The sequence below is a fragment of the Pseudomonas sp. R3-18-08 genome, assembly GCF_003852065.1.
Lineage (GTDB): Bacteria > Pseudomonadota > Gammaproteobacteria > Pseudomonadales > Pseudomonadaceae > Aquipseudomonas.
In genome coordinates this window covers 2,163,860-2,178,566 of sequence record NZ_CP027729.1, presented here as the reverse complement: position 1 = coordinate 2,178,566, position 14,707 = coordinate 2,163,860, and the positions used below count along the sequence as shown (strand labels likewise).

Sequence of the window (14,707 nt, the reverse complement as noted above, 5' to 3'; positions counted from 1 at the left end):
TGCGATTCAATCCATGTCACTTCCCACCACGCGCCAATCGGCGCCAGGAGTGACTAGCATGTCCAACCAATCTGTCACCTCAGTTGAAGCACCTCAACCCCAACGCCACATCATGCGACGTGATGAGGTTGAACAAAAAACCGGCTTCAAACGTGCGCACATTTACAACCTGATGAAGGAAGGCAAGTTTCCGCGGGCGAAGCGTATCGGACTGCGCGCAGTTGGCTGGGACTCACTGGAAATCGAGCACTGGATTGCAGAACGCCTTTCGCAACAGGAGTGAGGGGATGCACGTGATATCGGTGGTTTCCACTAAGGGCGGGGTAGGTAAAACGACAGTAGCGGCCAATCTCGGTGGTCTGTTGGCCGATGCTGGCTTGCGCGTTCTGCTGTTGGATCTAGATAGCCAACCCACCCTATCCAGTTATTACTCATTGAGCCAAAAAGCTCATGCAGGTGCGTACGAACTCATTGCACTCAAGCTAACAATACCTGAGCGAATAATATCTAGGACTGCAGTCGTCGGTCTCGACCTGATTTTCTCCAACGACGATCAAGGTCGACTGAGCACCTTGTTGCTGCATGCCCCTGACGGACGACTACGCCTGCACAATTTGCTCAACGAGTTGTGTCTCAATTATGACCTGCTTTTGATCGATACTCAGGGAGCACGCAGTGTACTGCTGGAGATGGCCATCCTGGCCTCCGATCTCGCCCTCTCTCCCATCACGCCAGAAATGCTCGCTGCCCGCGAAATGCGCCGTGGCACCTTGAAGCTATTGAGTGAGCTCGAGCCGTTTCGCCACCTGGGCATCGACCCGCCGCCCTTACGGCTCTTACTGAACCAGGTAAACGTCAATCGAGTGGACACCCGGATGATCATCCGAAGCCTGCGCGAGACTTTCGCAGAGGCTACCAATATCTCGGTGCTAGACACCGTAATCCCGGACCGAGTGGCCTATCTCAATGCCGCCTCCCTCGGCTTACCGGTCCACCGAATAGATACACGCCCGTCGAGTAAACGTCGACGCTCGCAGTCTGCGCTAGAAATCATGCAGGCGCTGGCCATCGAATTATTTCCGGAATGGCGCGAAGCGATCTCATCGGTAATGAGGTGTGCGGAACCTCAATAAAACAAATTGCCCAATCAGCATTTCACCCAATTACTTTTGTTTGATCGACCTTGAAGCCAACAGGGCTTGGTAAGGAGTTTTCTAATGTTGGATCAGTTTCCTATCGTTGTTCAGCCTTCCATTCGACCCAGCGACGCGGCTTGCGAGGAGTACTGCACCGTGGTTTTTCATTTGCAAGGGGGGCGCTCGGCCATGGTGTGGTTCCTCGCAGAACTCTCCCAACATTTCGAAGGTTCAGGGACTGCCGAAATCGTGAAATTCGAGGTCGGTGACCATTTGCGTAGCCGGCGTTAATCGAGGCGGTTCCGATGAAGAAGCTCAGTCAGGAGGAAATCACCGACAAGCTGCGCCAGGACCACTTCACTCAAGGTCCTGGACTGGAGCGACTGTCCGATCCAGTCATCGACACTCCCATGTTGGTCACTCTGGAACAGTTACGTCCCTACGAACACAACCCACGCTTCATACGTAACCCGCTTTATGACGATATCAAGGCATCGATCCGTGAACGCGGGCTGGATCAACCGCCACCGATTACCCGCCGGCCGGGTGAAACCTCTTTCATCATCCGCAACGGCGGTAATACGCGCTTGGCAATTCTCGGCGAGCTGTGGCAGGAAACTCGCGACGAGCGTTTCTTTCGGATCCACTGCCTGTTCCGACCTTGGAGCAATGAAATCACCGCCCTACTCGGTCATTTGGCTGAAAGCGATCTGCACGGTCAACTCACGTTCATCGAACGGGCTCTGGCGGTAGCCAAACTCAAAACCATGCTTGAGTCGGATGGCCCAGAGCTCTCACAACGGGAGCTGGCTCGACGCCTTGCCGCTGGAGGCTATCCGATTTCGCAGTCGCATATCAGCCGCATGCTGGACACCCTCGAACACTTATTACCCGCCATTCCACAAACTCTGTATGCCGGATTGGGTAAGCCTCAGATAGAGCGTCTGATCGGTCTACGTAGTCAGGCTGAACGAACCTGGAACCGTTATCCAACTGCCACAGTTGCGTTTGCAGAGTTCTGGCTGGAAACCATGGGCTACTTCGATGGTGATCCTGACTCGTTTGATCTTGAGCAGATCCAGGACGAACTGCTCGAACGCATGAGCAGCTTGCTCGGACAGTCCTACCGTATGCTGGCCCTGGAGCTGAGCGATACCCAACGGGGCGCCCGCACGCCTGGGGCTATCGTCACCACGCCTTCAGAAAGCAGTCATCCGCCAAGCGAGCATGAAGCCGCGGCAGAACCGCCCTCCTCCGATGCGGAATCAAAATCAATCGAGGCCGAGAGCAGGATAGAGCCAATTTCAGAAGAACTGCTCGCAGAACCCGAAACAAATGCTTTACCAGCGGCCAGTCCTCGATCACGCGTTCAACAGATTCGTGAGCAAATCGATCGCGAGATAGCCACCGAAACGACGTCCCCAGTCGAAACCTGCCCAATCGACGACCTTTGGATCATCAAACCACTGATGGATACCCCGAGCAACTGCGTTTAGCCATTGCCGGACTGGCTCGTGAAATGGCGGCCTATGCCGGAGATGCCGAGTGCATCATTGATCAAAAGCTTGGCTTGGGCTTCGCGTTGGACATTGAGCGACTCGATCTTTCAGCGCCTCGCTCGACCGGCGTTCACCTAATGCTCCTGGCCCTGCTACGTGCTCAAGACGAGGTGAACTGGGAAGATCGCAAGCAAATACCTTCCGCACTGTTCGGGCAACTGTTGTTAGGGGTCTATCAACTCCCTCTACCAGATCGACCAGTCACAGACGTGGGGCTGGAGCGACTGCCTGACAATCTGCTAATCAAACTGTTTCGCCTGATCCGCTTGGCCCGGAGACTAATCGACTTAACGCTCACCTCTGAAGAAAACTTACCGAAGGAGCTGAGATGAACCTGTCCTTCAATATGCTCAATCAAGCCATGCTAACCCAGGTACTGCACGAACTACGCCTGGGCAACCTGCAACGCTGCAAGGCACTTGGACTCAGTGAGGATGACATCTTCGTGCTGCAATCCTTACCACCGACCACGTTATCGCGCCTGGCCCATGCCACAGTCCCTTGGCTTGAGGTCAAGATTGACTCGCCAGTGCTGCATCGTTTGATTGAACAAGCTGAACGCGACGAACAGAACGAACGGTTGATCAACCGAGCGCTCAAACTCGGCGCCAGCAGCACCATTATGTACCAGTGTTTTGGCTTGGCGCATTCGGAAACAGCCATGCGCCGGCGTCTACTCAAGATAGAAACCCGTAAAGGCCGCCCCCAACATTTAAGCGAAGCGCAGGAGCATGCGTTGTGGCAACGTTGGCGACAAATACGAACAGAGGACGGCACCGAGGATAAACTCGACGCCATGATGATGCTTGCCGAAGAACAGCAGATCAGCTTGACCATCGTTTGGCAGCAAATCGACCAGTACAGCAACAAAACATGAATGCTGGTCCTGCCAGTCGCTGGCAACGTGTCCTGCAGCAATGCACACAGCAGCTGCATGAGCGCTGGCCAGCACGCCCTACCACTGAACAGCCCTCCAACCAGGCTCTACAGGCTGGCTTTCTGTTTAGCGGCCAATCACACGAGGTCGTGCCACGTCGGCTGCTATTGGACAATCGGCTGACGCCATTGGAGCGAAATGCCTGGCAGGTATTTCGACTCATGCTGCAAGGCCAGGGCGTGGTCACGCCGCGCTATGAGGATTTGCAGCCTTACCTCTCGAGCGTGCCCTACGGTGCGTCAGCCTCGCGTGAAACCATTGCTCGCGTGTTGACGATGCTCAGGCTCACTCGTTGGCTCAGCTTGGTTAGCCGCGGTCGCGATCAAATCAGCGGGCGGCTACAAGGTTCTTTGTATGTTCTGCACGATGAGCCGTTAACCCCCGCCGAAGCCATGGAGCTGGATCAGGATTATCTAGAACTGGTCGGACATGCCCTCGGTCATGCGACGAAGGCGGTGCGGATTGTCGCTCAACACATTGTGGAGGAGGTCCGACAGGACACGAATATCGATCAGGGTCGGTTACCGACGCGGCTCGACAGCTGGGGCGAACAGTGGACGCAGCAAGGCTTGGATCAGCCACCCGGTGATGCACTCCACGATTCCGAACAGAGGGAAGATCACCGCGTTCGGAATCGTGCAGGCTCTCGTTCGGATTCCGAATCAGGCTTGAACCCTAACGTTTCCAGCACCGTTCGGAATCCGAACGCTGCCTGTACTGTATTAAAAGAAAGTAAATGTACAGTACCGCGCGCGACCTCTACTGTGGATAACCTGCGCTGGCCCACTGCGCTACACCTGAGTCCCAGCGAACGTCAGGCCGTCGCGGCGGCGCTGATCAAGCTTAACCCAGCGGATCAGCAGGCTGTGCTCAACGAGGCGGGGGCACGCTGTAAGGCCGGCGGTATCCGCAAGCCAGCGGCCTATCTGATGGGCCTGATCCAGCGTGCGCTGAAAGGCGACTTTCGTCCTTGGGCAAGTCAGGTCGAACCGTCACCCGTCGCAGAGCCGCCCCCATCCGCTCCCTCGCGGCCGACTCGGAAAAAGGGCGAACCCGCATCAGCCCTCGCCCAAGCGTGTCTGAATGAGCTGCGCCAACTGCGTGGACGCGGTGGAACTCAGTAGAGTTGATGCCAGTGGCATCAAATCCATAGAGCTCCAGTCTACGAAATGTCGTACCGGGCCATGGAGCTTTTAGAGGAACACCGGGACGTACTCAACTAAACGTAGACGTTATGTATTTCTCTTTCTCATCAAACCGAACAGACCGCGTTCAGCTTTTTGGCTGCCCTTGCCCCTCATCTGTCGCAACTTCCCGTCCAAGCCTATGCGAGGACAACACCATGGCCGATCACTATCAACTCAATCTGGGTTCATTGCGCAGCAGCATCACCCTGACCCTGCATACCCACCATGCAGCCCGTATCTGGCAAGGTCGAGCCGCACGCGAAGGCGTCCACTCGATCATGGGTATGGCCGGTTACATCAGTGTCACCAACCTGATCAAACAAACGGCCGCCCAGGACGATCCCTATGCTGATTGGGCCATCGTGCAGCTCGAAGAAAAATTGATGCAGGCGAAGGCCGGGATGGGAGAACTGACCCAACAGCTGGACCGAATCAGACAGGACCTGCCAACACAGATCGACATGGGGACAACCTCAACATCCACCCTGTGACTTTGCCGTTGTATATCGGCAGCCAACTGGGTTTTCTGGCGGTTTACCTGCTAACCGACTACGACACGCTGGTACGCCATACCCTACTCGCCCATCACACCGCCTTGATCGGTCGAAGAGACATGGAAGCCTGGATCGACGACGGCGCCCATCTGCTACGCAGCCTGTTCGGTCAGGCGCAACGTTATCGACATGCCGGCGTCACACGCGATGATATGGCCGCAAATAATGCCCGCGCCCTGGCGGCCGTGGAGAAGTATGGATTGCCCCCGATGGACATCCTTGAGGGTCATCGCCGTTCTCAGTTTGCGCCGCCGATCATTCGCCGTGGTGCTGTAGCAGTGGATGACGCTGACGCTTTGGCAGAGGTAGTGGACGGTCCGTCTGCGAGCGTAGATGAGTCGGAGGCTGATGTATGAATCCCATGATCCCGATTCAGCCAATGCCCTTCGAAGCGTTGACACAGAATGCCTACCGGCAGCTCGAACACGCTGCCTCCCTAAAAGGCCTTTTAAAACCTTTTAAGGGTAAGGGGGAGTTGGAGCACCTGGCGCAGGTGGCGAGGGAAATCGAGGCGCAGTTATGTCGCCTGATGGAGGCTGTGGTGCAGCAAGCCGGGCAGCCGCCGTATTCACTACTAGATATACGATTGGTACTGCAGAAGACCGATGCTGGCACCACATTTTTGCGTTGGCGCACCCGTGATTTTGCTCGCATGGGTGTGGCGGTTTGGGAACGTCAGATCTCCAACAAAGCATTGCCGCAGATCGTACGAGATGAATTGCACCGTTTCGAATGCGCGCGTATCGCACTAAACCTTCAGATGAGTGTGGTGCATTCGCTCTACCGCCAGGCTACGACCTGCGCGATCAACATGGCCAGTGCCGAACAGTTGCTGCGCCAGTTCACACCCGCAGTGGAGGCAACACGATGAGTACTTTTTTCGTCGGCGAAGGCAATATCGGCAGTGCGCCAGAGTTCCAGGAGTTCGCCTCAGGCAATGACGAGCCACGGCGCTTGCTAAGGCTGAATGTGTACTTCGACAACCCCATCCCACGCGAGGGCAGCTATGAAGATCGGGGCGGCTATTGGGCGCCGGTTGAGCTCTGGCACCGTGAGGCTGAACACTGGAGCACGCTGTACCAGAAAGGCATGCGCGTGTTGGTCGAAGGTCGTACGGTGCGCGATGAGTGGGAGGACAGCGAAGACAATGCGCGGGTGACCTTCAAGATCGAGGCCCGTCGAGTCGGCATCCTGCCTCACCGGGTACAAAGCGTGGTCATGCGGGAACGCTCCAGTGAACCGACGGCCGCTCAAAATGCTGAGCAGGCCAGCTCGCCGACGTCGAAACCCAAGAAACACAGAGGGCAATCACCTAAGGCCTGACGACTTCAGGCATAAAAATTGCGCCTTTGCGCGAAGTTCCAGGCCTGCCATTGCTCGCGGCTCATGAAGCCCCCCACCCAGCTACGAACGCTCCAATAAGGTAGCAGCTTCAGCTCATTCAAGGCCGCCCTCACCGACTAATATGAGGAACCTGCCATTCAGGTTTCTCATATCTCGCCCCTGCTACTTCGAACAACGCTGCTCCGAACTCAATCCGGAGTAGATATATGCGCCTCTTCCTCTGCGAGAAACCTTCCCAGGGTCGTGACATCGCCAAGGTTATCGGAGCCACTCGGCGCGGTGATGGTTGCCTGATCGGCCCCGAGACAACTGTCACATGGTGTATCGGCCACCTACTGGAGACGGCCCCGCCTGAAGCCTACGGCACTCAGTACAAGAATTGGTCGTTGGATCATCTACCGATCATTCCGGCGCAGTGGCAAGTGGAGGTCAAACCCAAGACTGCCGCGCAGTTCAAAATCATAAAACGCCTGCTCAGCGAAGCTACCACCATTGTCATCGCAACCGACGCCGACCGCGAAGGTGAGATGATTGCACGCGAGTTGCTGGAGCTCTGCCAATATCGAGGCCCTGTTCAGCGCCTCTGGCTGTCCGCACTCAATGAGGCGTCGATTCGCAAAGCGCTGACCTCGCTGAAGTCGGGTCAGGAGACCTTCCCGCTCTATCACTCGGCCCTCGCCCGCAGCCGTGCCGACTGGCTGATCGGCATGAACCTCAGTCGTTTGTTTACCCTTCTTGGTCGGCGGGCGGGTTACGACGGTGTCTTGTCGGTTGGACGTGTCCAGACACCCACGTTACGTTTGGTGGTTGATCGTGATCGTGCGATTGCCAGCTTCGTTTCAATTTCTTACTGGGAAGTGGATGTGCACCTTTCCTCAAAAGGGCAACCATTCATCGCGTCGTGGCTACCACACCACTCCGCGCGAGATGATGCTGGTCGTTGCCTGCAACAGGCGCTTGCCCGTGAGACCGTCGAAGCAATTTCGGGTACCAAGACCGCGACAGTACTCTCTCTTCGAACTGAGCATTTCCGGGAAGCGCCGCCCCTGCCCTTCGACCTGAGTACTCTGCAAGAAGCCTGCTCACGCAAACTGGGACTCGGCGCTCAGGAAACCCTGAACATCGCTCAATCCCTGTATGAAACCCATAAAGCCACTAGCTATCCGCGCAGCGATTGTCGCTATCTGCCAGAGAGTATGTTCAACGAGGTATGCACAGTATTCGATGCCCTGCGCCAAACCGATCCCGCACTAAAGTCTGCGCTCGGAAACCTAGACCAATCCTTGCACTCACGAGCGTGGAACGATGCCAAGGTCACGGCTCACCACGCCATAATCCCTACCACCGAACCGGCAAATCTTGCGCGAATGTCGGAACACGAGCGCCACGTTTACGAACTTATCCGTGGCCACTACCTTGCGCAGTTTCTTCCGCATCATGAGTTTGATCGAACCCAAGTCGAACTGGAATGTGGCGAAGAACAGCTGACCGCTGTCGGCAAACAGATACTGGTTCAGGGATGGAAAGGCATACTCTCCGACTCTCCCAAGGATAATGAGCCGACGCATAAATCCCAAGTTTTACCCGGCTTGCAGCAGGGGACTCAGTGCGCCGTGGACGATGTCGAACTCAAGTCCATGCGCACTGCCGCTCCCAACCCTCTCACCGAGGGCGATCTGATCAAAGCGATGAAAAACGTGGCCAAACTGGTCAGCGACCCACGCCTGAAACAGAAACTTCGGGACACCACCGGTATCGGTACTGAAGCTACACGCGCCGGGATTATCAAAGGGTTGATTGATCGCGGATATTTGCTCAAGAAAAAACGCACCTTAATGGCCTCCGCCGCGGCCCATACCTTAATAGAGGCGGTACCCGTTGCAGTTACGGATCCAGGTATGACCGCGATCTGGGAGCAGGCTCTGGATGAAATCGAGGCGGGACGTCTAAGCCTCGATGCGTTCGTCGCCAAGCAGGCGAGTTGGATTGCACAGTTGATCGCAAATTGCAGCTCCCTTACGTTAGCGTTGCCTGTTGAAGCCGGTCCAACCTGCCCCATATGCAACGCCTCCATGTGTAAGCGAAAAGGGAAAACAGGGCCGTTCTGGTCATGCTCAGACTATCCGGACTGCAAGGGCACAATGCCAACCAGCAAAAGCACGCGTCGTACATAACGCACTTTACTGATCACGCGAATTGCCGGTCGAAACCCATATCTGCTCCAGTTCATTAAACGCTTTCAGGTGAGCAGAATCTTCTTTGAGCCGATAGACAGCCTTGTCGCTACCCGCCAACACCAGTCGCGAACAGGACAGTCTTTGCGCACATGGCTAAACATACGTCGCAACCGTGGCAAGGAAAGAATGTCGCCGCCGGTAGTCTGAGGCGATAACCAGGGAGACTTTCAATGACTCGACGCGCTCGCTTAGCCGCTCTATTGACACTAACTGCATCAACCGCCTTTGGCGCCCCTAGCTACGATCATCTCTATGCTTTCGGTGACAGCTACTCTGACAATGGTGCGGGTCAAACCTTCACTAGCCAATTGGCCACGCAGAAGGTCAAAGATGCGCAGGAGTTACCCGGTGCGTTGTATTGGAAGGGGCGCTGGAGCAATGGCCCTACCGCCGTCGAGGACTTGGCTCTCGCCTTGAAAACCCCCTTGACTGACTACGGGATTGGCGGTGCCAAGAGCGGCAACGGCAACTACTATGCCTGGATGGAGCAATATCGCGACACTGGGATTTTCGGTCAAATCTCCGATCATCTGAAAGCCGCTAAAACACACAAAGCGGATCCAAATTCGCTCTATTTCATTTTCATCTCAGCCAACGACTTTTTTGAATGGGCCGACTTCTCGCACCCAGAGTCGATTGACGTGTTAAGCCAGAACAGTGTGGCGAACATACAGAGGGCCGCCGAGACGCTGATTGCAGCAGGCGCCAAGCACATGATGGTCGTGGGAACTACAGATTTGAGTCATGTGCCGGCTGTGGTGCAGGGCAATCAAGTCAAGAGCGCAACAGAATACCAACAGATACTCGAACAAAAACTGCCAAACGTGCTAACAACACTGGCTAAAACCCATCATGTCAGTATTAGTTACTTTGACCACCTGGCCTTCAGCGACAAGCTTCGCGCGGCGCCCGATGTTGCGGGTTTTAAGGATCTGGATACCCCGTGCCAAGCCACCTATCCGGCCGTCAAGCCCGTGTGTAAAAATCCAGATGCCCACTACTACTGGGATGAATGGCACCCGACCCGCAAAGTCCACACTCTGGCCGCCGAGGCGATGCTTGAAACGTTAAAAGCTAGTCGCTGAGGTTTCTATCAGGTTGTAGCCAGCGATCTGGCTCAGGGGTGCGCGCGCAAATCATGGCCAAGGCAGGGATGGACAGTCAGTCTGGGGCTATCTGCCCCTCGCGCTTCTGATCTGGACGCTATCGGGTAAACTCCGCGGAAACCCTTGCGCTTAGCGTTGAGATCTAGAAGGTGTGTTCGTCGGACGATTACGCCTTGACGTCAGCCTTCCCGGTCTGCTGTAGTGCCTTCGGATGATCGCTAACAGCAACCCAAGACCGATACGCTCCGGGTAGCTCGGTCGGACTCCCGGAGTTCGGAGCCTCCTCTTCTGCGGGATCTCGTTCCCGTTTTGTGCTCGACCTGATTGTGGTGGCGGATGACCACTGTTGCCTCTACCCGGCAATAGCGGTCATCCGCTTCGGCGATCGTATTCAGTCCCGGAGCCCACCGGGGAAACAAGGGGCACCCTTTGTGCGCGGATGCGTGCCAGCATGTTCCGACCCAGGCCACGACAAGGGTCGGTTGGCGAATCATTGCGCAGTTCAACCAAGTTTTGCGAGGAGCTTGTCGACTGCGTAAGACCGTCAAAGGTGGTTTTTCTCTTCCTCGCCTGGCACACCGCCAGGCCCACTCTTCTTTTTTTTCATTTTCTTAACTCCAGTGGCTACCACCGTATTCCGGCCTTAAAAAATCGGGTTGTAGCGTCTTGACGCTCCCCGGTGACAGGCTTATACAAAGGGCGTGGTTCGCTGTCGTTGACAGCCCAGGTAGCCAAAACCTTCAAGGCTACGCCACGTTCGTGGTGGTTTACCCAAGTGCGATCAGCGTTCGGAAGCTCGCGCGGTTGCCGCTTAAGCGGTAATGAATGCCGACTACTCCATGCCTGCGGGTTACCACTGCAGACTCTCCTCTGCTGCACAGCTACTCACCCAGAAGCTTCATTCTGATGGTCATCGGCTTGCCGGTGGCGAGTCGTTCATCGCTCGCCTTCATCTTACCCACCCTGACGGGGCTCACTTCCCTGCCAGGGGCTGTGCGTCGCCGTTTTCCCTTGAAACTGGAGAACCACCATGGCCTACGCCAACCAATCCCAAGAAGCGACCTCTTACTTCAACCTGCACACCGTCGGTATCGGCTACCTCAACCGTGTTCGTGAAGTACAGGTCCGCCGCGGTCAGCCATTCATGGCCTGCGATATCGCAGCCTTGCATGGTGCCTCCGATGCAGTGGAGTACACCCGCTTTGATTGCAAAGTCGCTGGTGGCGAAGCTGACCGCTTGATTCGTCTCTATATGGACGCCGTCAAGGCCGAGAAAAAGGTCTTGCTGTCGTTCCGTATTGGTGACCTGTGGATCGACCCATTTCTCTATGAGAAAGGCGCGAAACAAGGCCAACCGGGCGCCAGTCTGAAAGGTCGTTTGCTGCTCATCGACTGGATCAAGGTCAATGGCAAGTTCGAATACAAAGCGCCCGCCAGGCAGGAAGCAACAGCACCTGCTGAGCCAGCGCCGATCAATGAACCCTCTCCAACGTCGGCTGATGCCAAAGCTGAGGATACCGACACCCCTACAGAGCCCAGGATTGAACCTGAATCTCCAACCACTCCCCGCACGGCCCGCCGTGTCGCCACACGTGCTGTTCAGTCCGCCTGAACAATCCACGCTTTTTACATCAAGGCGCTCGATCGAGCGCCTTTTCTTCAAACAGCACAGGAGAACCAATATGGAATGCTTCTGGCTTTGCGACGACTGCCTGTTCGGTGCGGCTTACGAGGACTACAGCACGTTATCGCTGTATCACTCGCCAGATGAGATCGAACAACGCATCGCCGCGATACATCGTGGGCTGGTTCGCTTAATGCCCATCAGTGCCGACTTCGATCCCGAAACCGGCTGGGGCATAAGAGCCTTTTCTCCGTTGCCTTGCGACAGTTGTGGTTCACCTATGCACGGTCAACGCCACCGATACAATCGGCTGTAAACCTGCATCACCTGCAAACGCCTGCAACTCCATACCCACCCTGGGGATACCACTCCCCTCGGGCGTGTACCCCTGATTATTCCCTTCGGAGGTAGCGCCATGAGCCCCCAACTCACACTGATTGAGACCTCGGATTTCGAGGCTGATCGCATTGTCCAAGAAAACCAGCTGATCGACGAAGCGCTGCATATTCTGGATCGTCGGTTTTTCGCCCGCGGGCCTATCCTGACGTCGCCTGACACCGTGGCGGCTTACCTAAAACTGCGTCTTGCGCAACAAGACCATGAAGTCTTTGGTGTGATTTTTTTTGACGCCCAGCACCGGGTGCTGGCGTTCGAAATCCTCTTTCACGGCAGCATTGATGGCGCCAGCGTTTACCCCCGCCAAGTCGTTAAGCGTTCCCTCGCGCATAACGCTGCAGCCGTCATTTTTGTTCACAACCATCCCTCAGGGTGCACAGAGCCCAGCCAGGCGGACCGTGTTTTGACCGCACGGTTGAAAGAGGCCTTGGCATTGATCGACGTGTGCGTACTGGATCACTTCATCGTGGGTGAAGGTCGCCCGCTCTCCCTTGCCGAATACGGCTGGATTTAACCCTCACAGGCGCCTACGGGCGCCTTGTTCATTTCAATTCTGGAGAACCCTCATGAACCAAACCCTAGCCCTGCTCCCGGCTTCAAACCCATTTGCTCGCGGTTATGACAACCTTCATATCGAACGGCTGCTACTGATCACCTACGAAAACAACTACCCTCCCTGCTTTCGCCCCCTGCACTACTCACAGGTCCATTTGCCCGACGATGAACTACAGATGTTCCTCTGCATCTTCAATGAAGATTTCGCCTTGATCAGCGAAGGTCAATCCATTCCGGATGAGTTGGAAGAACGCTGTCAGTCCACCGGACTGGTGCGCCAAGTGATCTACGCCGTAATGGGAGAAATGCTCAACGACCGGCATCATGTCGGCGATCTGTACTCCCTGGAAGATGCCGAAGCTGTGATCCGTCGCTTGAGCTTCGAGACAGGACACTACAGTCGAATCTGGGAGATCAGTACCACACACCTCACTGAAGAAGCATTGCGTTACGTGGAGCGCCGGGCTGGCAATTTCGACTCCAGACCATCCGGTCTGCTGTTCGAACCCTTTGCCCTGAAGGACTGCAATGGCGTCGGGTGTAAGCTGATCGGCACGCCCTGGACCGACGATAACCTGGTCAAAATCGAGGGCTGTTCTTACTCATCGCTGAGGCAACAGCAACTCGATGCCGGTACACCGGCAGCCTTGGTCAACGTACTGTATCTGGCGGCATTGGCGGATGTGCGCTTGTTGATTTTCGACCCCGACGCTGCCGTCTTGGACACGCTCGCCATTTTTGATGAATAGCAACGCATTTAGCGTTAACACGACCCGCCATAAATCGACTTTCTCACTGAATCGCTCCTTCACCTCATGTCAGGTTCTGCACTGAATCTGACATGAGGTTTTTTTCATGGAGCGTTTTTTTACGCCTGTCTGCCTGCTGGGTTTTTTGAGTGCCTGCAGCGCGCAAATCCCCACCCCATTGCCGACTAATCCAAAGATCGACAGTGGTTCCAATCGGACCCAGTTATCAAGGAGCCCAGCCGAAGCAAGCCATCCGGCGGAAATCCGTTATGGTCGCTATACGCTGGTGAGCACCGAGCCCACCACGGAGCAACGTGATCTTCTCGCTCAAATCATTGATGTGAACATACCGTCCAACTTTAATCCCTCGGTACAGGAGGCGATGCACTACGCGCTGCAGCGCTCGGGTTATTCGCTCTGCCCTGCCACCGAACCAGTAAAGACACTTTTCACTCGACCTCTGCCTGCAGCCCATTACCGGCTCGGCCCGGTTCCGTTACGCAGCGCACTACAGGTATTGGCTGGCTCCGCCTGGCAACTCATGACCAATGAGGTCAGCCGTTCGGTCTGCTTCGAACAGCAGAAAGCTGATGTCGGCATCGTGCCGGCTAAACCAGACTCGTCCCATCAGACGGAGGCACGGCCATGAAAGCCTCGACGTTTCAAACCATCATTGTTGGCTTACTTTGCCTGGCGGTCTCCGGACTGAGTGGTGGTTTGTATGACCAGTATCAACGCGTGACCGAGCTGGGAAATGCGAACGCCCAACACCTACAGATCCTGCAAACCTTGCAACGTGATTCGAGCGATCTCAAAGACGCGCAGGAGAAGCTGCAGCATGCACTGAAGGACCTGAAGCAGATGGTGGATTCCGGTGAACAACAGGCCAACACACTCGGCCCTATGTTGGATCAATGGGCACAAGAGATACAGGAGCTACGCGACGGTCTGGCAGACCGAGCCACCACAGCCGACATGAACGCGCTACGCGCACGACTTGAGCACGTCGAGCAGCAACTCCTGGACCTCAAGCCACAGCCAACACTTCCTCCACCGACATCTTCCCCGGCCAAACCGAAGAAAACCTCTCGCCCCAAGTCTGTACCGCTCCCGCCGCCATTCTCAGTGTTGAGTGTCGAGTCCCGTGGTGGCGAGCGCTTTCTGGCGGTCGCGCCTCCTGATAGTCGCTCGCTCAACGATACCCGGTTGCTGCACACCGGCGAGCAGCTTGGCACATGGCGACTGAAAGTGCTGGAGCCGAAGGCGGCCATCTTCGCAGTGGCTGCTCAGCCAGACCAGACAGTGCAACTCCCTTGAGAAGCG

General features: G+C 55.9%; 15 protein-coding genes and 2 pseudogenes. All 17 read left to right on the top strand.

Features of this window, described 5'->3' with window-relative positions:
• The first annotated feature begins 58 nt into the window (after positions 1-58).
• Positions 59-283 carry an AlpA family transcriptional regulator gene (locus C4J92_RS10155; RefSeq protein WP_124362215.1) on the top strand — a complete coding sequence of 75 codons (225 nt, stop codon included), beginning with the start codon at positions 59-61 and terminating at the stop codon, positions 281-283.
• Positions 284-287: 4 nt separating this feature from the next.
• Positions 288-1,133: a ParA family protein gene (locus C4J92_RS10150; protein ID WP_124362214.1), complete on the top strand. Its 846-nt coding sequence runs from the start codon at positions 288-290 to the stop codon at positions 1,131-1,133.
• 84 nt (positions 1,134-1,217) lie between these two features.
• Entirely contained in the window at positions 1,218-1,427 is a 210-nt protein-coding gene (locus C4J92_RS10145) for a hypothetical protein (RefSeq protein ID WP_124403725.1), read from the top strand.
• Positions 1,428-1,441: 14 nt separating this feature from the next.
• A pseudogene (locus tag C4J92_RS10140) lies at positions 1,442-3,027 on the top strand (ParB family protein).
• Complete coding sequence (locus C4J92_RS10135; RefSeq protein WP_124403724.1) at positions 3,024-3,572, top strand: DUF2857 domain-containing protein; 549 nt, start codon at positions 3,024-3,026, stop codon at positions 3,570-3,572. The pseudogene C4J92_RS10140 and the gene C4J92_RS10135 overlap by 4 nt, the downstream one beginning before the upstream one ends.
• A complete protein-coding gene (locus C4J92_RS10130) occupies positions 3,569-4,756 on the top strand; it encodes an STY4528 family pathogenicity island replication protein (RefSeq protein ID WP_124403723.1) in 1,188 nt (395 codons plus the stop codon). The genes C4J92_RS10135 and C4J92_RS10130 overlap by 4 nt, the downstream gene beginning before the upstream one ends.
• A 218-nt stretch (positions 4,757-4,974) precedes the next feature.
• A pseudogene (locus C4J92_RS10125) lies at positions 4,975-5,729 on the top strand (PFL_4669 family integrating conjugative element protein).
• Positions 5,726-6,244, top strand: a complete 519-nt coding sequence (locus C4J92_RS10120) for a DUF3158 family protein (RefSeq protein ID WP_124403722.1) — start codon at positions 5,726-5,728, stop codon at positions 6,242-6,244. The pseudogene C4J92_RS10125 and the gene C4J92_RS10120 overlap by 4 nt, the downstream one beginning before the upstream one ends.
• Positions 6,241-6,696, top strand: coding sequence for a single-stranded DNA-binding protein (locus C4J92_RS10115; RefSeq protein ID WP_124362207.1), 456 nt, complete (start codon positions 6,241-6,243; stop codon positions 6,694-6,696). Before C4J92_RS10120 ends, C4J92_RS10115 begins: the two co-directional genes overlap by 4 nt.
• Positions 6,697-6,923: 227 nt before the next feature.
• Positions 6,924-8,891, top strand: coding sequence for a DNA topoisomerase III (locus C4J92_RS10110; RefSeq protein WP_124403721.1), 1,968 nt, complete (start codon positions 6,924-6,926; stop codon positions 8,889-8,891).
• A gap of 233 nt (positions 8,892-9,124) precedes the next feature.
• The gene (locus tag C4J92_RS10105) at positions 9,125-10,039 is read left to right on the top strand and encodes an SGNH/GDSL hydrolase family protein (RefSeq protein ID WP_124403720.1); all 915 of its coding nucleotides are present in this window, start codon (positions 9,125-9,127) and stop codon (positions 10,037-10,039) included.
• A gap of 1,051 nt (positions 10,040-11,090) precedes the next feature.
• Positions 11,091-11,672 carry an STY4534 family ICE replication protein gene (locus C4J92_RS10100; RefSeq protein ID WP_124403719.1) on the top strand — a complete coding sequence of 194 codons (582 nt, stop codon included), beginning with the start codon at positions 11,091-11,093 and terminating at the stop codon, positions 11,670-11,672.
• 70 nt (positions 11,673-11,742) lie between these two features.
• The gene (locus tag C4J92_RS10095; protein WP_124403718.1) at positions 11,743-12,000 is read left to right on the top strand and encodes a hypothetical protein; all 258 of its coding nucleotides are present in this window, start codon (positions 11,743-11,745) and stop codon (positions 11,998-12,000) included.
• A gap of 99 nt (positions 12,001-12,099) precedes the next feature.
• Complete coding sequence (gene radC, locus C4J92_RS10090; protein WP_124403717.1) at positions 12,100-12,594, top strand: DNA repair protein RadC; 495 nt, start codon at positions 12,100-12,102, stop codon at positions 12,592-12,594.
• 52 nt (positions 12,595-12,646) lie between these two features.
• Complete coding sequence (locus tag C4J92_RS10085) at positions 12,647-13,384, top strand: ABC transporter substrate-binding protein (RefSeq protein WP_124403716.1); 738 nt, start codon at positions 12,647-12,649, stop codon at positions 13,382-13,384.
• Positions 13,385-13,490: 106 nt separating this feature from the next.
• The gene (locus C4J92_RS10080; RefSeq protein ID WP_124403715.1) at positions 13,491-14,033 is read left to right on the top strand and encodes a PilL N-terminal domain-containing protein; all 543 of its coding nucleotides are present in this window, start codon (positions 13,491-13,493) and stop codon (positions 14,031-14,033) included.
• A complete protein-coding gene (locus C4J92_RS10075) occupies positions 14,030-14,701 on the top strand; it encodes a chemotaxis protein (protein ID WP_124403714.1) in 672 nt (223 codons plus the stop codon). Before C4J92_RS10080 ends, C4J92_RS10075 begins: the two co-directional genes overlap by 4 nt.
• The last annotated feature ends 6 nt before the right edge of the window (positions 14,702-14,707 follow it).

Coding starts and splice junctions, on each gene's coding strand:
- C4J92_RS10110 (WP_124403721.1), top strand. CDS start 6,924: ATGCGCCTCTTCCTCTGCGAGAAACCTTCCCAGGGTCGTGACATCGCC.
- C4J92_RS10130 (WP_124403723.1), top strand. CDS start 3,569: ATGAATGCTGGTCCTGCCAGTCGCTGGCAACGTGTCCTGCAGCAATGC.
- C4J92_RS10105 (WP_124403720.1), top strand. CDS start 9,125: ATGACTCGACGCGCTCGCTTAGCCGCTCTATTGACACTAACTGCATCA.
- C4J92_RS10120 (WP_124403722.1), top strand. CDS start 5,726: ATGAATCCCATGATCCCGATTCAGCCAATGCCCTTCGAAGCGTTGACA.
- C4J92_RS10115 (WP_124362207.1), top strand. CDS start 6,241: ATGAGTACTTTTTTCGTCGGCGAAGGCAATATCGGCAGTGCGCCAGAG.
- C4J92_RS10155 (WP_124362215.1), top strand. CDS start 59: ATGTCCAACCAATCTGTCACCTCAGTTGAAGCACCTCAACCCCAACGC.
- C4J92_RS10100 (WP_124403719.1), top strand. CDS start 11,091: ATGGCCTACGCCAACCAATCCCAAGAAGCGACCTCTTACTTCAACCTG.
- C4J92_RS10075 (WP_124403714.1), top strand. CDS start 14,030: ATGAAAGCCTCGACGTTTCAAACCATCATTGTTGGCTTACTTTGCCTG.
- C4J92_RS10095 (WP_124403718.1), top strand. CDS start 11,743: ATGGAATGCTTCTGGCTTTGCGACGACTGCCTGTTCGGTGCGGCTTAC.
- C4J92_RS10085 (WP_124403716.1), top strand. CDS start 12,647: ATGAACCAAACCCTAGCCCTGCTCCCGGCTTCAAACCCATTTGCTCGC.
- radC (WP_124403717.1), top strand. CDS start 12,100: ATGAGCCCCCAACTCACACTGATTGAGACCTCGGATTTCGAGGCTGAT.
- C4J92_RS10080 (WP_124403715.1), top strand. CDS start 13,491: ATGGAGCGTTTTTTTACGCCTGTCTGCCTGCTGGGTTTTTTGAGTGCC.
- C4J92_RS10150 (WP_124362214.1), top strand. CDS start 288: ATGCACGTGATATCGGTGGTTTCCACTAAGGGCGGGGTAGGTAAAACG.
- C4J92_RS10145 (WP_124403725.1), top strand. CDS start 1,218: ATGTTGGATCAGTTTCCTATCGTTGTTCAGCCTTCCATTCGACCCAGC.
- C4J92_RS10135 (WP_124403724.1), top strand. CDS start 3,024: ATGAACCTGTCCTTCAATATGCTCAATCAAGCCATGCTAACCCAGGTA.